The 18,792-nt window shown below is 74.2% G+C and carries 14 protein-coding genes; 5 read left to right on the forward strand and 9 right to left on the reverse strand.

Annotated features, from left to right (window positions below):
* Window positions 1-47: 47 nt before the first annotated feature.
* Window positions 48-1,496, forward strand: a complete 1,449-nt coding sequence (locus ACZ7MF_RS00690) for an RICIN domain-containing protein (protein ID WP_471473665.1) — start codon at window positions 48-50, stop codon at window positions 1,494-1,496.
* 29 nt (window positions 1,497-1,525) lie between these two features.
* Here ACZ7MF_RS00690 and ACZ7MF_RS00695 read toward each other — a convergent pair whose 3' ends face one another.
* From ACZ7MF_RS00695 to ACZ7MF_RS00705, 3 genes are all read right to left on the reverse strand, one after another.
* Window positions 1,526-3,616, reverse strand: a complete 2,091-nt coding sequence (locus ACZ7MF_RS00695; RefSeq protein ID WP_471473666.1) for an ATP-binding protein — start codon at window positions 3,614-3,616, stop codon at window positions 1,526-1,528.
* A 5-nt stretch (window positions 3,617-3,621) separates the two neighbouring features.
* Entirely contained in the window at window positions 3,622-4,299 is a 678-nt protein-coding gene (locus ACZ7MF_RS00700; protein WP_471473668.1) for a Pvc16 family protein, read from the reverse strand.
* A gap of 193 nt (window positions 4,300-4,492) precedes the next feature.
* Entirely contained in the window at window positions 4,493-5,203 is a 711-nt protein-coding gene (locus ACZ7MF_RS00705) for a helix-turn-helix transcriptional regulator (protein ID WP_471473669.1), read from the reverse strand.
* A gap of 309 nt (window positions 5,204-5,512) precedes the next feature.
* Between ACZ7MF_RS00705 and ACZ7MF_RS00710 the strand changes: the two genes are divergently transcribed.
* Complete coding sequence (locus tag ACZ7MF_RS00710) at window positions 5,513-9,022, forward strand: helix-turn-helix transcriptional regulator (RefSeq protein WP_471473671.1); 3,510 nt, start codon at window positions 5,513-5,515, stop codon at window positions 9,020-9,022.
* 25 nt (window positions 9,023-9,047) lie between these two features.
* Here ACZ7MF_RS00710 and ACZ7MF_RS00715 read toward each other — a convergent pair whose 3' ends face one another.
* The 4 genes from ACZ7MF_RS00715 to ACZ7MF_RS00730 form a co-directional block, all read right to left on the reverse strand.
* Window positions 9,048-9,929, reverse strand: a complete 882-nt coding sequence (locus ACZ7MF_RS00715; RefSeq protein ID WP_471473673.1) for an aminoglycoside phosphotransferase family protein — start codon at window positions 9,927-9,929, stop codon at window positions 9,048-9,050.
* 168 nt (window positions 9,930-10,097) lie between these two features.
* Window positions 10,098-11,609: an MFS transporter gene (locus tag ACZ7MF_RS00720; protein ID WP_471473674.1), complete on the reverse strand. Its 1,512-nt coding sequence runs from the start codon at window positions 11,607-11,609 to the stop codon at window positions 10,098-10,100.
* Window positions 11,610-11,688: 79 nt separating this feature from the next.
* The gene (locus ACZ7MF_RS00725; RefSeq protein ID WP_471473676.1) at window positions 11,689-12,669 is read right to left on the reverse strand and encodes a zinc-binding dehydrogenase; all 981 of its coding nucleotides are present in this window, start codon (window positions 12,667-12,669) and stop codon (window positions 11,689-11,691) included.
* A gap of 69 nt (window positions 12,670-12,738) precedes the next feature.
* The gene (locus ACZ7MF_RS00730) at window positions 12,739-13,899 is read right to left on the reverse strand and encodes an NAD(P)-binding protein (protein WP_471473678.1); all 1,161 of its coding nucleotides are present in this window, start codon (window positions 13,897-13,899) and stop codon (window positions 12,739-12,741) included.
* A 164-nt stretch (window positions 13,900-14,063) separates the two neighbouring features.
* Between ACZ7MF_RS00730 and ACZ7MF_RS00735 the strand changes: the two genes are divergently transcribed.
* Window positions 14,064-14,768, forward strand: coding sequence for a pentapeptide repeat-containing protein (locus ACZ7MF_RS00735; protein WP_471473679.1), 705 nt, complete (start codon window positions 14,064-14,066; stop codon window positions 14,766-14,768).
* Between the two features lie 13 nt (window positions 14,769-14,781).
* On the opposite strand, the gene ACZ7MF_RS00740 is transcribed toward ACZ7MF_RS00735, so the two are convergent.
* The gene (locus tag ACZ7MF_RS00740; RefSeq protein ID WP_471473681.1) at window positions 14,782-15,387 is read right to left on the reverse strand and encodes an acyl-CoA-like ligand-binding transcription factor; all 606 of its coding nucleotides are present in this window, start codon (window positions 15,385-15,387) and stop codon (window positions 14,782-14,784) included.
* Between the two features lie 77 nt (window positions 15,388-15,464).
* Between ACZ7MF_RS00740 and ACZ7MF_RS00745 the strand changes: the two genes are divergently transcribed.
* Complete coding sequence (locus ACZ7MF_RS00745) at window positions 15,465-16,295, forward strand: SDR family NAD(P)-dependent oxidoreductase (RefSeq protein WP_471473683.1); 831 nt, start codon at window positions 15,465-15,467, stop codon at window positions 16,293-16,295.
* 27 nt (window positions 16,296-16,322) lie between these two features.
* On the opposite strand, the gene ACZ7MF_RS00750 is transcribed toward ACZ7MF_RS00745, so the two are convergent.
* Window positions 16,323-16,823: a hypothetical protein gene (locus ACZ7MF_RS00750; protein WP_471473684.1), complete on the reverse strand. Its 501-nt coding sequence runs from the start codon at window positions 16,821-16,823 to the stop codon at window positions 16,323-16,325.
* Between the two features lie 203 nt (window positions 16,824-17,026).
* Between ACZ7MF_RS00750 and ACZ7MF_RS00755 the strand changes: the two genes are divergently transcribed.
* Entirely contained in the window at window positions 17,027-18,790 is a 1,764-nt protein-coding gene (locus ACZ7MF_RS00755; RefSeq protein ID WP_471473686.1) for a protein kinase domain-containing protein, read from the forward strand.
* Window positions 18,791-18,792: the final 2 nt, after the last annotated feature.

The raw sequence follows: 18,792 nt of genomic DNA on the forward strand, positions 1-18,792 counted from the left end.
CCCCGAGTGCCGCTGCCCCGCCGGGAGTTGACCCGTAGCGTCGGTGTGTGAGCCTGTGGACTTCCCTGGAGCCCGCGTCCGCGACTGTGGACCCCGGCAGTAGTACGCGTGTGCGCCTGAGGGTGCGTAATACCGGTGATGTCGTCGATGAGTACCGGTTCGAGCCGGTGGGGGACGTGGCTCCCTGGACGACGATCGAGCCGCAGACCTTGCGGCTGTATCCCGGGACGACGGGGACGGTGGAGCTGACGTTCGCTCCGCCGCGTACGTCGGACGCGGTGGCGGGGCCGAATCCGTATGCGGTGCGGATCGTGCCGACGGAGCATCCGGATGCGGTGACGGTTCCGGAGGGCAACCTGACGATCACGGCGTTCACCGAGGTGCGGGCGGAGTTGGTGCCGCACACGGTGAAGGGGCGGTTCCGTGGCCGGCCGCGGCTGGCGGTGGACAACCTCGGCAATACGAAGGTGACGGCGTCGGTCACCGGCAGCGACACCGGCGACCACCTCTCGTACGAGATCCGGCCCTCGAACGTGCAGATCGAGCCGGGGCGTGCGGCGTTCGTCGAGACGACGCTCAAGCCGCGGCAGATCACCTGGTTCGGGTCGAAGGAGGAGCGGCCGTACAAGCTGGCGGTGCGGCGGTCGGGGGTGGATCCGACCGATGTCGAGGGCACGTATGTGCAGCGCGGGTTCCTGCCTCGCTGGCTGGCGACGTTCCTCGGGATCTTCGTGGCGTTGGCGATCGCGTTCGTGATGATCTGGATCGCGTACAAGCCGCAGGTCCGCACCAGCGCGACCGAGCAGACCCAGCAGGCCGGTGTCGCCCTCGCCCCCAGCCCCAGCGCCACCCCCGAGACGCTGCCCAGTACCGCCGAGTCCGCGCCCGCGGCGCCCGAGCAGCCGGCCACCCATGAGTCGAAGGACGAGGGCGGCGGTGAGAAGAAGGGTGACGAGGACAAGGGCGGCGGCGAGTCCAAGAAGCCCGACAAGCCGGCCGTGAAGCCGGTGGTGCCCGCCCAGAACATCCTGCTGCGCAACACCACCAGCCACCAGTGCGCCGAACTCCCCGGGCGGGAGAAGGGCGAGCTCGACGGACCCGTCCAGCAGGCCGTCTGCGACGACACCGACGGGGACAACCAGATCTGGAACCTCGAGGTGAAGTACGAGAAGGGCGGCCCCGGCGGGGCGGCGCTCTTCCAGATCCGGAACATCAAGGACCAGTACTGCATGGACCTGCCCTACCACGGTGCCGTTTCCGTGGGGACGCCCGTCACCGAGTTCAAGTGCGACAGCACCAGCGCGAACGACAACCAGTTCTGGTGGGTCGACAAGCAGGAGAGCGGGGCCTACTGGATCCGCAACTTCTCCAGCAACCAGAAGTGCCTCGGCGTGGAGGGCGCGAACGGCGGCGCCCTCTTCTCCAAGTTGGTGCTCGACAACTGCAGCAACGTCGACGACCAGGAGTGGGAGATCATCCACCCGAAGAGGGGCTGACGGCTCTCAGGCGGTCCCGGGCCCGGCGGTCACCATCCGCCTTCGCCCGGGACCAGTCTCCCGGCCTTGCGGTACTCACGGCGGGCGCCCTCCAGGAGGTCGTCCGCCGTCACCGTTCCCCCACGTCCGGCGGCCAGGTAGGCCGCGGTGACCACGGCGCTGCGGATCGAACCGCCGGCCAGCTCGAAGTCCCGGGCCAGCGGTTCCGGGTCGATGCCCTCGGCGGCCGGGACGTGCGACAGCCCGTGCCGCCACAGCGCCAGCCGCTGCCCGGCGTCCGGGAACGGGAAGTCGACCACCAGGTCCAGGCGCCGGGTGAACGCCTCGTCGATGTTGGCCCGCAGGTTGGTGGTGAGCAGGGCGATGCCGTCGAAGGACTCGAGGCGCTGGAGCAGGTAGGCGCTCTCCATGTTGGCGTACTTGTCGTGCGCGTCCTTGACCTCGGAGCGCTTGCCGAAGACGGCGTCCGCCTCGTCGAAGAGGAGTACGGCGTCGGTGCGGTCGGCCTCCGTGAAGATGCGCTCCAGGTTCTTCTCGGTCTCGCCCACGTACTTGTCCACGACCGACGACAGTTGCACCACGTACAGGTCGAGGCCCAGGTCGGCGGCGACCACCTCGGCCGACAGGGTCTTGCCGGTGCCGGACTCGCCCGCGAACAGGCCGAGGACGCCCCGGCCGCGCCCGCCGCCCGCACTCAGCCGCCACTCGCCGAGGACCTGGTCCCGGTGGCGGGCGCGCAGGGCGAGTTCGCGGAGCTGGACGAGGGGCTTGTCGGGCAGCACCAGGTCCCGCCAGTCCACGGCGGGCCGGATCCGCCGGGCATGGCGTTCCAGGCCGGAGGCCGACTGGCGGCGGGCGGCGAGCCGGACGTGGTCGGCGGTGACGGGCGTACCGTCGAAGGCCGCGAGGGTCCGGGCGGTGTGCGCGGCCCGCTGGATCCGGTCGCCGCCGAGCCGGTAGGGGGCGACGGCCGAGGCCAGGTCGAACCCGTCGGCGTCGGCGCCCAGCGCGGCGCGCCAGGCGGCCGCGCCACCGGCCCGGCGGCCCGGTGCGTCCAGGACCAGCGGGTCGATGGGGGACCAGTGCGGGTCGTACGGGCGGGGGTCCGTCACCAGGACGGTCACGTCCCGCGCCGCGGTCAGCGCCCGCACCAGCGGGCCCGGCTTCTCGGGCAGGCCCGCCACCACGACCGCCCGGCCGCCGAGGCGGGCCTCGCGCAGCAGCTCCGGTACGTGGTCCGCGGGCTCGGTGCAGCGCAGCGCGTCGATGCCCGCGGCGGCCAGCACGGAGGCCACGGCGGCCAGGCCGTCGCCCTCGCGCGGTTCGCGCAGGTAGGCGGTGAGCGGGCCGTCGTGCAGCCGGGCGGTCAGCCGGCGTACGAAGTCGTCGGCGTCCGTGTCGGCGGCGGGCAGCGGGTCCGGTACCGGGAGCAGCAGGCCGAGGAGCGCGGCGTCCGGGGTGTCGTCGCCGAGCAGGTGGCCGATGAGCCGGTCCGGGACACGCAGCGAGCGGGTGAGGAAGGGGCGTTCGGGTTCCTCCACCTCCAGCAGGCCGAGGGCGCACAGGGGTGCCGAGGCGTGGAACCGGGTCCGGGCCGTCGCCGTGTGCGCGGGCACGCCGCACAGGTCGAGGGCGAGGCCGACGGTGGCACGGCGGCGGCTCACGTCGTTGTTGAGGTAGCCGTAGAGCGGCTCGAAGGTGCGGTCGACGTCGGGAGCGAGGGCGACGAGCAGGGCGGCGGTGTCCAGCTCGGTCAGCCGCGTCCGCACGGCCAGCTCCGCCAGCCGGTCCCCGGGGCCGGCCGGAGCGCCGACGGAGACCGGCTTCACGGCCGCGGGCCCGCCGTCGCCGGACGGCCAGGTGCGCAGCAGGTGGTGCACGGCCTCGTCGGGCAGGTACAGGCCGCGCAGCGGGTCGTCGGCCGTGGGGTCGGTGGCGGTGCGTTGGTCGACCAGCGCGGCCACCCGTTCCCGCAGGACACCGAGCCGGGCGAGCAGCACCTGGGCGGGGTCGTCGGCCGGAGCGGCCGGAGCGGACGAACCAGACGGAGTGGACGGAACGGAGGGGGCGCCCGGGGCGGCGTCCGGCGGGGCGGTGCCGGGGGAGTTCACAGTCGTCACGGTCGTCACTGTCGTTTCGTACGGCCGCCCGGCGCGGCCTTGCGGGCGGCGCGGGCCGCCGCCACCTGGTGCGGTCGGTGCGAGCGTCCCTCGGCCGCCGGCGGGTCGCCCTCGATGCCGCCGACCCGGACCGTCGCGCCCTCGGTGACCGGGGGCCCGGCCTCGTACTCGGGGAAGGCCGGGAAGGGTGCGGTCACCACCAGGTCGAGGGACGGCTTCAGCTCGCCGCCCAGGGCGGACCAGATCTCGGCGAGGGACCGGGCCTCGGTCTGGATGCCGGCCACCGTCAACGGCACCGAGAGCCCCAGCGCGCCGAGCGAGCCGGGGAGTTCCGAGGGCGGCAGCAGCTCGCGGGGGAGCAGGGTCGCCAGGACCGCGGACAGCAGCCGGTGCTCGTCCTGCGGGGTCTTCGTCCAGGCCGTCACCAGGTACGACAGCCGGAACCAGCGGGGCGGCTGGCGGCGTTTGATGACGATGTCGTCCTGGTCGCGGACCGCCATCTGGCCGCGGTGCCGACGGCTCACGTCCTCACGGATGTCGTACAAGTAGGTGTTGACCACAGGGGCGTTGCGCCGGGCCGCCCAGTCACGGGTGGGTGCCTCGAAGGCCACGTCGATGCCCGAGTCCTTCAACGCCCCGCTCGTGAGGAGGGTCTTGAGGACCTCGTCCACCTCGTGGATCACGCTAGCGCTCCCGCCCTGCCCGCACTCGAGTCCGCGCGGCCCGCCCGCTGCCGCCGGTCACCGGTGCCTGCCACCGATGCTCTCACCGATCGTTCCTCCGGCCCGTCCCGCCCGCACGCGTCCCGGGGACGACGGACGGGCAGGATGCGGTGCCCGCACGGACCGAAGGGTCCGCTCTCGATTGCCCGTTCGGTCAGATGTAGCCTTCCCGGAGGGCATAGGCCACGGCGTGGGCGCGGTTGCGCAGGTGCAGCCGCGTGGTGAGTCCGTGCATCACGTTCTTGACGGTGCGTTCGGAGTAGGACAACTTGCCGGCGATCTCTCCGGTGTCGAGACCCTCGGCGACCAGCCGCAGGACGTCCACCTCTCGGGGTGCGAGGCCCAGCGAGGGGGCGCCGGGGCGGCCCGCCGCGCCTCGGTGCAGCGTGCCCACCTGGCTGATGAGCCGGCCCAGCAGGTCCGCGGGCAGGTCGCCGTCGCCGCGCGAGGCGGCCAGTACGGCCTGCACCAGCCGGTGGGCGGTGGCCTCGTGCCGCCAGACGATGGCGCCGACGCCGCACTCGACGACGTCGAGCAGTTCGCTCTCGCGGATCGCACCGACCACGAGCACGGCGCGCGCGCCCTCGCTGCGCACGATCCGGCGCAGCCGGGTGAGCGCCGCGTCGTCGAGCGCGTCCTCGATGAGCAGGGCCACCGTGCCGGGCCCCGACTCCTCGCGCAGGTCGATCTCCGGGTGCCGGCGCAACTGGCTGACCGCGCCCTCGCGGCTGATCGGGTCCGGAGCGGACACCGCCACCGGGACCCGCCGGTCGACGATGCCGACCGCTTTGCCCGGCCCGTGCGCGGACGTCGTGGATGTGGCGGATGTGATGGATGTGGTGGTGTTCCGGGGTGAGTTGAGCAACCGTTTCCCCCCTGTTCACGTGCCCGCACTCCGGCACAGGCCGGTAGCGGATGTGCGTGTTCCACACTTATGGGACTGCTGGGACTTCGCAATCGTGGAGCACCACGAGGCACACCACGAGACCAGCGCGCCGACCGTCACGAACGGCCGTCACGCGGGCGTTCCGGCAGGTCGGAGGGGCCCCGCGAGGTCGCGGGGGCCCGTGGACACGGCCGCGGACCACCGTGACGCGCGCCACTTCGCACCACCGTTCACCGCAGTCGTTCGTCTCACACACCGGGGGAGCACCATCCACCACAGGAGGCACCGATGACCGGACCGCTCCGTGAACGCGACGACGCCCACGCGCTGTTGGCCGCCGAGATCGAGCGCGCCCGGGCCGGCACCGGCCGCCTCGTCCTGCTGCGCGGCGCCAGCGGCACCGGGCGCACCGCCGTACTGGACACCGCCGCCCGGCACGCCGAGGACCTCGGCCTGCGGGTGCTGCGCGTGCGCTGCTCGCCCGAGGACACCTCGGTGCCCTTCGCCATGGTCCTCCACCTCCTCGGCCCGGTACCGGAGTTCACGGACATGGCGCCCGGCGGCGACGACCGGGGCAGCGCGGCCCGGCTGTGGCGGCTGCTGCGCTCCTACGCGGCCGAGGGCCCGGTGCTGGTGGCCGTCGACGACGTCCACCTCGCCGACGACTCCTCGCGCCGCTGGCTGACGGAGGCGGCCCGGCACGTCGACCGATTACCGGTACTGCTGGTCGCCACGGAGCGCAGCCAGTACGACATCGACCCGCGGCCCGCCGGACTCACCCAGGCGTTGTCGCCGTCCCTGGTGCGCACCCACACCCTCGCCCCGCTCAGCGATTCGGCGGCGGCCGGGCTGGTCCGCGACGCCTTCCCGGACGCGTCCGCGCGCTGGACCGAGGAGTGCGTACGGGCCGGTGCGGGCAGCCCGCTGCTCCTGCACGCCCTGCTGGACGACCTCGGCGGCACCCCGCACCCCGACGGCGTCCCGCCCGTGCCGGACAGCTGCGCCGCGCTGTATCCCGGGTCCTACCCGGCCGCCGTCTCCTGGTGGCTGAACAGCGCGGGTCCCGCGACGGCCGACGTGGCGCGCTGCCTCGCGGCCCTGGAACAGGCCTGGCCCACGGGCCCGCCGGACCACCGGGCCGCCCTCCGGCATGCCCTCCCGCACCCGCAGGCATCCCCGCCGGATGCCGCGTACCGGCAGACACCGCCGTCGGACGGCGTGTACCGGGAGGCGTGGCCGTTGACAGGCACGTACGGACAGGCGCCGCCGCCGCCGGACGGCACGGACCGGGGGGCGTCTCCGTCGGGTGCCGTGTACCGGCAGACACTGCCGTCGGACGGCGTGTACCGGGAGGCGTCGTCGTTGGACGGCGCGGACCGGCAGGAGTCTCCTTCGGGTGGCGTGTACCGGCAGGCACCGCCGTTGGCCGGTGCGTACGGGCAGGCGTCGCCGTTCGGCGCCGCGTACCCGCAGGCCTCGCCGTTGGACGGTGCGTACCGGCAGGGCTCGGTGCTCGGCGCTGGGCGTCGGCACACCCATGAGACGCCGACGGCGCGGACGCGTCGGCCCCGGGACGTCGCGCCGGGCTGCCGGGACGTGTGGAGCGCGGACCCCGGGGGCGGCGGCGCGGAGCTCCCGGAGCACGGCCCCTACCCGCACCCCGACGAGCCCACCGGGCCCGCCGACGGGGCGCCGTACCCGGCGTACCCGGTGCACGGGCCGTACGACGGACGGCCGGAGTCCGCACCCGGCGCCGCCTACGGCCGTACCGGACCGCCCGCCCACGCGCCGCACCGGACGACGCTGTGGCGCACCCCCTCCCCGCCCCCGGCGCGGGGGTCGGCCGGGGATCCGGTCGACGTGCTCGCCGAGGCGGCCGGGGCCGATCCCGCGCGGATCGAGGGCTGGCTCGCCGCCATGACGCGGCTCGGTCTGCTGCGCCCCGACGCGGGCGGCCGCCCCCGCTACGCGCACCCGCTGCTGCGCGACGCCGTACTGACCGGCTGGCCCCGGCCGCGCCGCGAGGCCGTGCACCGGTCGGCGGCGGAGGCGATGCTGCGCCGCGGCGACCGCGTCGAGGCGGTCGCCCGGCACCTGCTGCGCACCCCGGCCGTCGGCCTGTCCTGGGCGTTGCGCGTGCTGCGCGACGCCGTGACCGTCGCCGTGCACGACGCCCGTCCCGCCGACGCCGTCGGCTATCTGCGCCGAGCGCTGGACGAGCCGGTGTCCGACGATCTCCGGCAGCGGCTGCTGACCGAACTGGGCTCCCTGGAGTACGCGTCGGCCGACACCCCGGCCGCCATCGCCCGGCTCGCCGAGGCCCAGCACCTGCCGGCCGAGCCGCGCAACCGGGTGCGTACGGCCGTCGCCCTCGGCACCGCCCTGGCCGGCCGCGGCGAGATCCGTACGGCGATGGAGGTACTGCGCCGCACCGAGGGCCGGCTGTCCGGCCACCCGGGCCTGGCCCGCACCGTGCAGACCGCCACCGCGCTGCTGTCCGACGAGGACCTGGCCACCCGGCAGGAGGTGTACCGGTGGCTGTCCGAGACCGGCCGGCACTCCCCGGAACTGGTCGGCACCGCGGGGCAGGCCCTGCTGGTGCGGTACGCGGCGACGGCCGCGCTGATCTCCGCCGACGAGGCGATGGTCCGGGTGCGGAGCCTGCTCGCCCAGCCCACCGACCCGCTGGCCGAACCCTTCCTCCTCGGCACGGCCGCCGCGGTCGCCCAGTGGGCCGACGAACTCGACGAGGCCGAACGGCTCGTGGAACGCGGCCTGGCCGGACAGCACCCCGCCCTGCTGCACCCGATGCAGCACGCGCTGCTCAACACCCGCGCCGACATCGTTGCCTCCCGCGGCGACCACGCCCGGCTGCTCGCCCTCGCCGCCGACCGCGGGCCCGGACCCGGCTCGGGACCCACCAACCGGGACGCCCACGCCCTGATGGCGCTGGTGCACACCGGCCGCACCGACGAGGCCCTGCACCACGCCGACCGCTTCGACCTGCGCGAGGTGCCGGAGAACTGGGAGCTGAACCGCTACCTGTACGCGCGGGGCGTGCTGCGCGCCGCCACCGGCGACCCGGCGGGTGCCCTGCACGACTTCCTGGAGTGCGGGCGCCGCCAGGCGGCCCGCGAGGTGATCAGCCCGGTCGTCACCCCGTGGCGGACGGCCGTCGCGGAGTGCCGGCTGGCGCTGGGCGGCGGCCCCGAGGCGCTGGCCCTGGCGACGGAGGAACTGCGGCTGGCCCGGGTGTGGAACACGCCGCGCACCGTGGGCCGCGCCCTGCGCGTGCTGGGCACCGCGACCGGCGGGCGCCGCGGCCTCGAACTGGCCGAGGAGGCCGTACGGACCCTGCGGGACGCGCCCGCCGACACCGACATGGAGCTGATCCCCGCGCTGCTCGCCCAGGGCCGCCAGCTCCTCGACGCGGGCGAGCGCGGACGCGCCCGGGCCCGGCTGCGCGAGGCGGCGGAACTGGCCGAACGCAAGGGCGCCCTGCGCTGGCTCACCGTGGCCGGGCAGGCCCTGCGCGAGGGCGGCGCCCGCGGCCCGGTGGCGTCCCGCACCGGGGCCGGTGCACTGACCGGCAGCGAGCGCCGGATCGCCGAGCTGGCCGCCGACGGCCGCACCAACACCGAGATCGCCGAGCTGCTGCACCTCGCCCGGCGCACCGTGGAGACCCACCTGACCAGCACCTACCGCAAGCTGCGGATACGGCGCAGGACGGAGCTGCCGGCCGCCCTGGAGCGCGGCGTGCGCCGGGAACGGGAGCGGCACCCCGACACCCGCGGCTGAGGACCGCCGGTGACCCGCGCGGTCCTCACAGGTCGCGCAGCAGCCGCCCGATCTCCATCTGCTCCGTCTCCAGCGGGTCGCCGTCCTCGACGTTCCACAGGCTGTTCTGCAGCACGCGGCCCAGCGACCAGGCGCGGGCCTGCTCCCGGTCGAGACCGAGGACGTCGGTCATGGCGTCGAAACGCCACCGGGTCTCGCCCGGGTCGTAGCGGTTGTCCAGGGCGGGCAGCAGGTCGAATCCCGGGTCCCCGGCCAGCGGCTTGGGGTCGATGGCGAGCCAGGGGGCGCGGTCCGCGGCGAGGACGTTCTCGTAGTGCAGGTCCCAGTGCAGCAGCCGGTCGCCCGGCTCGTCGGCGACCTCCCGCACGGCCGCCGCGCAGTCAGCGACCAGCCGCCGGTCCGCCGGGTCCGCAATGCGCTCCAGGGTGCCGGGCGTGCGCTCCAGCATGCCCCGCGCGATGTCCCCGAGGCGGCGCACGCCGGGCGGTGCGGGGGTCGCCGTGAGGTGCGCGAGCATCCGGGCGATGACCAGGACGGCCTCGCGGGAGTCCTCGACGTGACTGAGCATCCGGCCGGCGTCCAGGCGCTCCAGCAGCATGGTCCCGGTGGCCGGGTCGTGGTCGAGCAGCCGCACCGCGCCGTCCCCGGCCCACACCCGCAGGGCCAGCGGCTCGCCCTCGGTCTCGGCGTCGAGGATCTGGAGCTTCAGCACGGCCTCGGTGCCGTCGCGGCGCACGACCGGCAGGACCAGTGCCGCCCACCCGTGCATCGAGGGCCCGTCGAGCCGCAGCTCCCACCGCTCCATGAACCCGGCCGCCAGTGCGGGCAACCCGTCGACGAAGGCCCGCCCGGCCTCTCCGTTGTATTTAGCCTGCGCGGCCGCGAGCCCTTCAGGTACGACAATCACCCACTGAGGCTACAAGCCGCACCCAGCTGCGGGCAGTCGTGCCTCCCCCAGTGCCTAAAGGGCCTGGGAGGTACCCCCAGGCGGCACGGGTGGGCGGTGGGGGTACCTCCCAGGCCGTTCAGGCACTGGGGGAGGCACCCCGCGACGCCGGGCTGCGCACCCCCGCCCTCAGCCCACCGGCTCCCGCACCGCCCGGTCCGCCGGCACCCCGTGCTTGGGCGCCTTCGCCGTCACCATCACCCCCGCCACGACCCCCGCCAGCAGCATCACCCCGGCCGCCACCCAGATGGCGACCGTGTACCCGTGCACGATCCCCTCCCGCACGATCAGCTCCCGCTGCGCGGGGTCCGTCAGATGCGCCGCGATCCAGGACGCGCTCGTGCTGGTCGCGATCGTGTTGAGCAGCGCCGTGCCGATCGAGCCGCCCACCTGCTGCGAGGTGTTGACCGTCGCCGAGGTCACGCCGGAGTCCTTCGGGGCGACCCCGGCGGTGGCCGTGGAGAACACCGGCATGAAGGTCAGACCCATGCCGAGGCCCATCAGGAGCAGCGCCGGGAGGATCTCGGAGACGTACTCCGAGTGCACGGTCATCCGCGTGAGGATCACCATGCCGCCGGAGGCGAGGAGCATGCCGGGGACCATCAGCATGCGCGGGCCGACGTGCGGCAGCAGCCGGGCCGAGATCTGGGTGGAGCCCACGACGATCGCGGCGGTCAGCGGCAGGAACGCCAGGCCGGTGCGCACGGGGGAGTAGCCGAGGATGACCTGGAGGTAGTAGGTCATGAACAGGAACAGCCCGAACATGCCGATGACCGCCAGCATCATCGTCAGGAAGCAGCCGGCGCGGTTGCGTTCCCGGATGACGTGCAGCGGCAGCAGGGGCGTCGGCGCCCGGGTCTGCCACCACACGAAGGTGGCCAGGAGGACCACGGCCAGGCCGAACAGGGCCAGCACCAGCGGGTCGGTCCAGCCGCGGGGCTGGGCCTCGCTGAAGCCGTAGACGAGGGCGACGAGACCGCCGCAGCCGAGGACCACGCCGGGCACGTCGAGACGGGCGTCGGCGTGGCCGGGCCGGTCGTGCAGCAGGGCGAACGCGCCGATCACCGCGATGACGGCGATGGGGATGTTGACGTAGAGGCACCAGCGCCAGTTCAGGTACTCGGTGAGCACGCCGCCGACGATGAAGCCGATCGCGGAGCCGCTGCCGGCCAGCGCGCCGTAGATGCCGAAGGCCTTGCCGCGTTCCCGTGGGTCGGTGAACGTGGTCGTCAGCAGGGACAGCGCGGACGGCGCGAGGACGGCGGCGAAGACGCCTTGGAGGGCGCGGGCGCCGAAGAGCATCGCCGAGGTGCCGGCGGCGCCGCCGATCGCGGAGGCGGCGGCGAAGCCGATCAGCCCGATGACGAAGGTGCGTTTGCGCCCCACCAGGTCCGCGACCCGCCCGCCGAGCAGCAGCAGGCCGCCGAAGGCGAGGGTGTACGCGGTGATCACCCACTGCCGGTTGGCGTCGGACATGTCCAGGTCGCGCTGGGCCGAGGGCAGCGCGATGTTCACGATCGTCGCGTCGAGGACGACCATCAGCTGCGCCAGGGCGATCACCACCAGCGCCCACCAGCGATGGGCATCGGCCTCCGCGGGCGCGGCGGGTCCGCCTGTCCGACCTGTCCGGGAGCCACTCATTTCGCCAGAAGACCACGATTCGGGACGGGTCGCATCCCGTTGCCCGAGCCGCCGCGCGGATCGTCGCGCCGGCCGCCGGTCATGGTTCGAGGACCACCTTCCCGGTGGTCCCCCGGTCCTCCAGGGCGCGGTGCGCGGCGGCGGCTTCGGCGAGCGGGAAGCGCCGCACGGCCGGGACGAGCCGGCCCTCGGCGGCCTCGGTGAGGGCGCGCAGTTCCAGGGTGCGTACGGGGTTGGCGCCGCCGGCCCGCTCCATCATGACCGGGCCGAGGACCTGCTGGGAGACGCCGTCGACGAGGTACGGGGTGCCGTCGTGCAGGCCCTTGCCCGACCAGCCGAAGACCAGGTGGCGGCCGCCGGGACCGAGCAGGGCGACCGCCTCGCGGGCGACGTCCCCGCCGACGCCGTCGAAGACGACGGTGGCCTTCCTGCCGCCCAGGTGGGCGCGGACCTTGCCCGGCCAGCCGGGATCCTTGTAGTCGACGGCGAGATCGGCGCCGTTCGCGGCGACGAGCGCGGTTTTGTCCGGACCGCCCGCGAGGCCGACCACCGTGGCGCCGGCGTTCTTCGCGTACTGCACCAGCAGCGTGCCGATGCCGCCCGCGGCGGCCGGGACCACAGCCACCGAGCCGGGTCCGAGATCGGCGAACTGCAGGATCCCCATCGCCGTACGCCCCGTGCCGATCATGGCGACGGCCTGGGCGAAGTCCAGCTTCGCGGGGACCTCGTGGAGGCGGGCGAGGTCCGTGACGGCGAGTGCGGCGTAGCCGCCCGGGGCGAAACCGAGGTGGGCGACGACGCGCCGGCCCAGCCAGCTCTCCGGGGTGCCCTCGCCGAGGGCGTCGACGACCCCGGCGACCTCGCGGCCGGGGATGGTGGGCAGCTCCGGAAGCGCGGGCGAAGGCCCCTGGATGCCCTCGCGCAGGGCGGTGTCCAGGAGGTGGACGCCCGCCGCGCGGACGGCGATTCTGACCTGGCCGGGGCCCGGGGCCGGGTCCTCCACCTCGTCCAGGACGAGGTTCCCGGCCGGGCCGAAGGCGTGCAGTCGGATGGCGTGCATGGCGGAACCCCCAGGGTGAGGAGCGGAGCTGGTGAGGGTCCCACTCAACGACCTCAAGCCCGCTTGAGGTCAAGCTCGCTTGAGGTCAAGCTCGCGCCGTCCGAGCGCGAGGGAGACCGCCGTCAGGGCGCTGTTGAAGGAGACCTCGGAGAGCAGGCCGGGCGAGGCGACCTGGTCACCGGCGAGGTAGACGCCGTCGCCGCGGTCGACGGCCGGCCGGTCGCGCCAGGTGGTGCCGGGCAGGTCGACGGCGCCGGTGCGGCCGTTCGCGACCGCCTCGCGCCGCCAGGTCAGCCGCTCGCGCCAGCCGGGGAAGCCCAGGTCGAGCAGGTGCTCGGCGCGTGCGGTGCCGTCCGCCTTGGACTCGTGCGGTGCGATGGGGACCTGCCCCTGGATCAGCTGCTCGCCCGCCGGCGCCAGCGTGCGGTCCTGCGCCGTGAACCGCTCGATCCAGCCCGGCGCGTCCAGGTCGGAGACGGCGAAGGCGTCGCCGCGCCGGGTCCGTACGGCCAGGTCGACCAGGGTGGTGCGGCCGCTCGGCCAGGTCAGCGCGGGGTCGTCCAGCAGCCGGCGGGCCGCGTCGAGGGAGGTGGCGACGATGACGGGGGCGTCGGTGGGCAGCGTGTCCACGCGGGAGAGCGTCTCCATCCGCACCCCGAGGTTCCAGGCCAGGGCGGCCATCCGGTCCACGACCCCGGCCCAGCCGCCGCGCGGGTAGTGCGCCTCGGGCGGCAGCTTGGCGGCCCGGCGCAGCCGCTCCTGCACGAAGGCGGCGGACAGCGACCCGGGATCGTGGTGGAAGAGGGCGACCGCGCAGTAGTGGGCGGCGGCCCGGGCCCCCTCCTCACCCGCGATCCCGGTCGCCCAGGTCAGGAAGTCGACGTCGACCGGTGCGGGCCCGACACTGCGGCGCAGCAGCTTCAGCATGGCGAAGGGCGGGGTGCGGCGCAGCACCCCCTTGTGCCGCAGCCGCAGCCGGGCCGCCTCCAGCGGCGGGATGGGCGCGAGCGGGCCGATCAGGTCGCGCCGGCGCAGCCAGGCCCAGTGCGGGCCGCCGTTGTAGAGGGCGTGCGGGCCGTCATTGGTCCGGTAGGGGCCGTCGGCCGTCCGGGCCCGACCGCCGAGCGTGTGGTGGGCCTCGTGGACGGTGACCTTGGCGCCCGCCTCGGCGGCGGTGATGGCCGCGGTCAGTCCGGCGAAGCCGCCGCCGATGACGGTGATGCGATGCATGGCTCGGGTTCTCCCTCGGTTCGGGGTCGCGGTCGGGTCGCCTGGCACGGCGCCTGTCTGCCCGTACGACGGCCGAGGGGGTACCGGATGTGACATGCCGCCGGAAGAAGGGAGATTTCCGCAGGCCGGACGGGGTTGTCAGTGGCAGGGTGCAGCATGACCCCATGGCGAGGAGAACGGCGGGAACGGCGGGCGGGCGCGGCACGGCGACGGTCCGGGGGGCGAGACGCCCGGAGCTGCGCCTGCCGCCGCTCACGCCGTACGAGGACGACGGCGGCCTGGCGCGGGACGGGGACTACGACGCGCTGGACTTCCGGGAGACGGACCTGACCGGCCAGGACGGCGCGGGCGCCCGCTTCATGGACTGCGCGCTGACCGGCTGCGCGCTGGACGAGGCGTCACTGCGCGCCGCCCGGCTGCTCGACACCCGCCTCACCGGCGTCCGGGGCGTCGGCACGAACCTCGCGGAGGCGACCCTGCGCGACGTCGAGCTGCTCGACGCCCGCCTCGGCGGCACCCAGCTGCACGGCGCCGTACTGGAACGGGTCCTGATCCGCGGCGGCAAGATCGACTACCTCAATCTGCGCCGGGCCCGCCTCAAGGACGTCGTCTTCGAGAGCTGCGTCCTGGTCGAGCCGGACTTCGGGGGCGCCCGTCTGGAGCGGGTCGAGTTCGTGGACTGCGCCCTGAAGCAGGCGGACCTCAGCGCCGCCACCCTCACCGACGTCGACCTGCGCGGCGCCGCCCCACTGGACCTCTCCCGCGGCGTGGACCGCCTCTCGGGCGCGGTGATCAGCCCCACCCAACTCCTCGACCTGGCCCCGGTCCTGGCGGCGGAGCTGGGAGTGCGGGTGCTGGGGGAGGAGTAGGGCGGGCCGCGCTTCAGGCGTTGATCGACCCCATGGCGCGGTGCAGGACATCCTCGAGAGACGTCCCCGTGTCCCCCTCGGCCCAGCTGGCGAGAGTGGCATCGACGCAGCCCAAGGCGGCCCCGATCAGCGCGGACGGGCGCGGGTCCAGCGCGTCCGAGGGGTCGGCGCCGAGTCGTCGCGCCAGCTCCGGCCGGAGGAGCGCGTACCAGCCGGCGTGCTTTTCGTGGTGGGCGGCCGCCAGAGCCGGGGCGCCGTGGATCAGCCGTGTCAGTCGTCGGCCCCGCTCGGGATCGGCCGCGTACTGCTCGATCAGCGCGCCCAGCGCATGCCGCAGGGCATCCCAGACCGGTTCGCCGTCGGGCCGGGACCGGAGGGCGGCGAGGAGATGCTCCCCGGCGTCCGCGACATCTCCCAGGAGCGCGTCCTCTTTGGACGTGAAGTAGCGGAAGAACGTGCTGCGGGAGATTCCCGCGACCGCGCAGACGTCCTCGACGGTCGTGTTGTCGTATCCGCGCTCCACGCACAGGTCGAAGGCCATGGCCGACACCTGGGCCTTCATCGCCTGCCGGGCGAGCGCCCGTGCGCCGCTTCGCGCTCCCGTCCGTTCCGTCGCCATACCACGATGGTACCGTAGTTCAAGAGTGAGACTGTGTCTCACAAACGGTACAGTGAACCAGTCGGTGGGAGTGGACCATGGAACAGACCAAGGTGGTCGTGGTGACGGGCGCCAGCGACGGCATCGGCGCAGCCGCGGCGCGCATGCTGGCGAGGGACGGGCACACCGTGGTGGTCGTCGGCCGGTCGCCGCAGAAGACGAAGGCCGTGGCGGCCTCCATCGGCGCGGACCACTTCGTGGCCGACTTCACCCGCCTGGACGAGGTACGGCAACTCGCCGCCGCGCACCACGACGGGTACGCCCGGATCGACGTACTCGCCAACAACGCCGGTGGGGTCTTCGGGGACCGCGCCAAGACCACCGACGGCTTCGAGAAGACGTTCCAGATCAACCATCTGGCTCCGTTCCTTCTCACGAACCTGCTGATGGACAGGCTCACCGACTCGCAAGCGGCGGTCATCCAGACGACCACCCTGCGGGGCGGCATGGTGCGCACCCTCGACCTCGACGACCTCGACCACGACAAGGACTACGACCCCGTTCGGGCGTACAACGCGGCCAAACTCGAAAACGTCCTGTTCACGAAGGAACTGCACCGCCGCTACCACGCGCGCGGGGTCTCCGCCGCCGTCTTCTATCCGGGCAACGTCGCGACCAACTTCGGCTCGGAGACCACCAGTCGCCTCATGAGGTTCCTCGCGACCAACCGGCTCTCGCGCTCCCTCCTGCTCACCACCCCGGAAAAGGGCGCGGAACAGCTCGTCCGGCTCGCCGAGGGCGACCCTGGCCGCCACTGGACCTCGGGCGAGTTCTACGCGAAGGGTGCGCCGGGCAGGCTCAGCCCGCTCGCCCTCGACGCCGGCCTCGCCCGCGACCTCTGGGACCGGTCCGAGGAACTGCTCCGCTGAGCAGGCCCCGGCGACTTGGTGGGGCCCTCACGGGATCCGCGGGAAGCGGGCCTGCAGGGACCAGACGGCCGGGTTGTCCGCTAGGTCCTCGTGCAGGTCGGTGAGGTCGGCGAGCAGGTCGTGCAGGAAGTCCCGGGCCTCGCGGCGCAGTTCGGTGTGGGAGAAGGAGAGCGGGGATTCGTCCGCCGGCAGCCACTCCGCCTCGATGTCGACCCAGCCGAAGCGGCGCTCGAAGAGCAGGCGGTCGGTGGACTCGGTGAAGTCCAGTTCCGCCCGCTGCGGCCGGGCGGCCCGGGAGCCCGCCGGGTCCCGGTCGACGTGCTCCACGATGTCGCACAGCGCCCAGGCGAAGTCGAGCACCGGCACCCATCCCCAGGCTGTGGACAGTTCCCGGTCCGCCTTGGTGTCGGCGAGGTACACGTCCCCGCAGAACAGGTCGTGCCGCAGGGCGTGGACGTCCGCGCGGCGGTAGTCCGTCTGCGGCGGGTCCGGGAAGCGGGTGGAGAGGGCGTAGCCGATGTCGAGCACGCAGGTGATGGTGTCACGGACAGCGGCGCGGAGACGGACGGCGGTGCGGAGACGGACGGGTGCGCGTCCGAGGCCACGGCCGCCCCGGGCCGTGACGGGCTCAACTGCACCAGGAGCACCGGCTTTTCCACGCGTCACTCCCGGTCTCTATCCTCGTCCCCAATCCCGGTGCGCAAGGTGTCGCCGGGGGAGAGGGAGCAGGCATGGACGGGTTGATTCCGGATGATCCCGAACGGATCGGCAGGTACCGGTTGCTCGGCAGGCTCGGTGAGGGCGGTATGGGCCGGGTGTACCTGGCGCGCTCCGACCGGGGCCGGACGGTGGCCGTCAAGACCGTCCGGGAGGAACTGGCCCGCATGCCGGACTTCCGGCGGCGCTTCGCGCAGGAGGTGAGGGCGGCACAGCGCGTCGGCGGTGAGTGGACCGCGCCGGTGCTGGACGCCGACACCGACGCGCCCACCCCCTGGGTCGCCACCGGGTACGTCGCCGGGCCCTCGCTCGCCGAGGTCGTCGACCGGCAGTACGGGCCGCTGCCCTCCCCCACCCTGCGGGTGCTGGCGGCGGGACTGACGAGGGCGCTGCAGGCCGTCCACGGCGCCGGCCTCGTCCACCGCGACCTCAAGCCCTCCAACGTCCTGGTGACGATCGACGGCCCCCGCGTCATCGACTTCGGTATCGCCCGCGCCCTGGACGCGTCCACGCAGTCCGCCGAGGGCCTCACCAAGGCCGGCGCCGTCGTGGGGTCGCCCGGCTTCATGTCCCCCGAGCAGGTGCGCGGGGAGAAGGTGTCGTACGCGAGTGACGTCTTCTGCCTCGGCGCGGTGCTGGCCTACGCGGCGACGGGCCGGATGCCCTTCGGCACCGACGAGGGCGGGCTGCACTCGCTGCTCTTCCGCATCGCCACCGAGGAGGCGGACCTGACCGGGGTCCCCGAACCCTGGCAGGGTGTCGTCGCGGCCTGCCTGGTGAAGGAGCCCGAGAAGCGCCCCGCCCCCGAAGAGCTGCTGACGTCGATCGAGGACACGGCGGGCGCGGACGGCACCCCGGGCGGCGCGTGGCTGCCCGGCGAGGTGCTGGCGGAGCTGGGCCGGCACGCCGTACAGCTCCTGGACAGCGAGGACCCGGAGGACCGGGCGCCGCTCGGAGCGGCTCCCGCCGCGGGCTTCGGGCCGCCGCCCGCCGCGTTCGGTCCGGCGACGCCCCCGTGGCAGGGCCGCTCGCCGCTCGACGCGGGTCCCGGGGCCGCCCGGCCCTCGCCGTACTCCACGCCGCCCCCCGCGGCGGCACCCGCCACCCCGTCGCCGTACGCCCCGCCGCCCGCCCGCCCGGCGAAGGGGCTGGCCACGGCGCTGAACGTCCTGCTCATCCTGTTCGTCGTACCGGTGCTGTTCAATGTCACCGTCCTCGCGACCGTCCACGGGGAGCTGGGCGGGCGGGACGGTTCGTCGTCCCCCCGGGGTATCGACGACTTCAGGGCGCTGCAGGTGACGGGTTTCGTGGCCGAGGGCCTGGGCCTGCTGGTGCTGCTGGCGGCGGCGGTCGTGTGGGTGTGCTGGTTCCGCCGGATGCGGCAGAACGCCGAGTCGTTCGCGCCGGGCCGCATCCGCTACCGGCCGGGCCTGGCGGTGGGCTCCTGGTTCATCCCCGTCGCCAACGTCCTCCTGCCCAAGCAGATCGCGAACGACATCTGGACGGCGACGACCGGCCGCCCGGCGGGTGCCGGACGGTGGCTGATGCACACCTGGTGGTGGCTCTGGGTGGCCCACCTCGCGACGGAACTCAGCGCCTACCAGACCTGGGACGAGAGGAAGACCGCCGCGGGCGCCAGGGAGACCGTCCTCAACGCCTTGGGCGGCGACGTCGTCGCCGTCGTGAGCACTGTGTTCGCCGTGCTCTTCGTCTCGCGGCTCACCAGGCTCCAGGGGGAGCGCGCCGCCGGGGGCGGCCGGGTCGCCGGGGCCCGCTGAGG

It is taken from the genome of Streptomyces sp. NPDC111628 (assembly GCF_055635195.1).

What these genes read in the sequence shown, in the direction of transcription:
- ACZ7MF_RS00720 (WP_471473674.1), bottom strand. Translation starts at nt 11,609, where the DNA reads ATGAGTGGCTCCCGGACAGGTCGGACAGGCGGACCCGCCGCGCCCGCG.
- ACZ7MF_RS00725 (WP_471473676.1), bottom strand. Translation starts at nt 12,669, where the DNA reads ATGCACGCCATCCGACTGCACGCCTTCGGCCCGGCCGGGAACCTCGTC.
- ACZ7MF_RS00730 (WP_471473678.1), bottom strand. Translation starts at nt 13,899, where the DNA reads ATGCATCGCATCACCGTCATCGGCGGCGGCTTCGCCGGACTGACCGCG.
- ACZ7MF_RS00745 (WP_471473683.1), top strand. Translation starts at nt 15,465, where the DNA reads ATGGAACAGACCAAGGTGGTCGTGGTGACGGGCGCCAGCGACGGCATC.
- ACZ7MF_RS00755 (WP_471473686.1), top strand. Translation starts at nt 17,027, where the DNA reads ATGGACGGGTTGATTCCGGATGATCCCGAACGGATCGGCAGGTACCGG.
- ACZ7MF_RS00710 (WP_471473671.1), top strand. Translation starts at nt 5,513, where the DNA reads ATGACCGGACCGCTCCGTGAACGCGACGACGCCCACGCGCTGTTGGCC.
- ACZ7MF_RS00735 (WP_471473679.1), top strand. Translation starts at nt 14,064, where the DNA reads ATGGCGAGGAGAACGGCGGGAACGGCGGGCGGGCGCGGCACGGCGACG.
- ACZ7MF_RS00740 (WP_471473681.1), bottom strand. Translation starts at nt 15,387, where the DNA reads ATGGCGACGGAACGGACGGGAGCGCGAAGCGGCGCACGGGCGCTCGCC.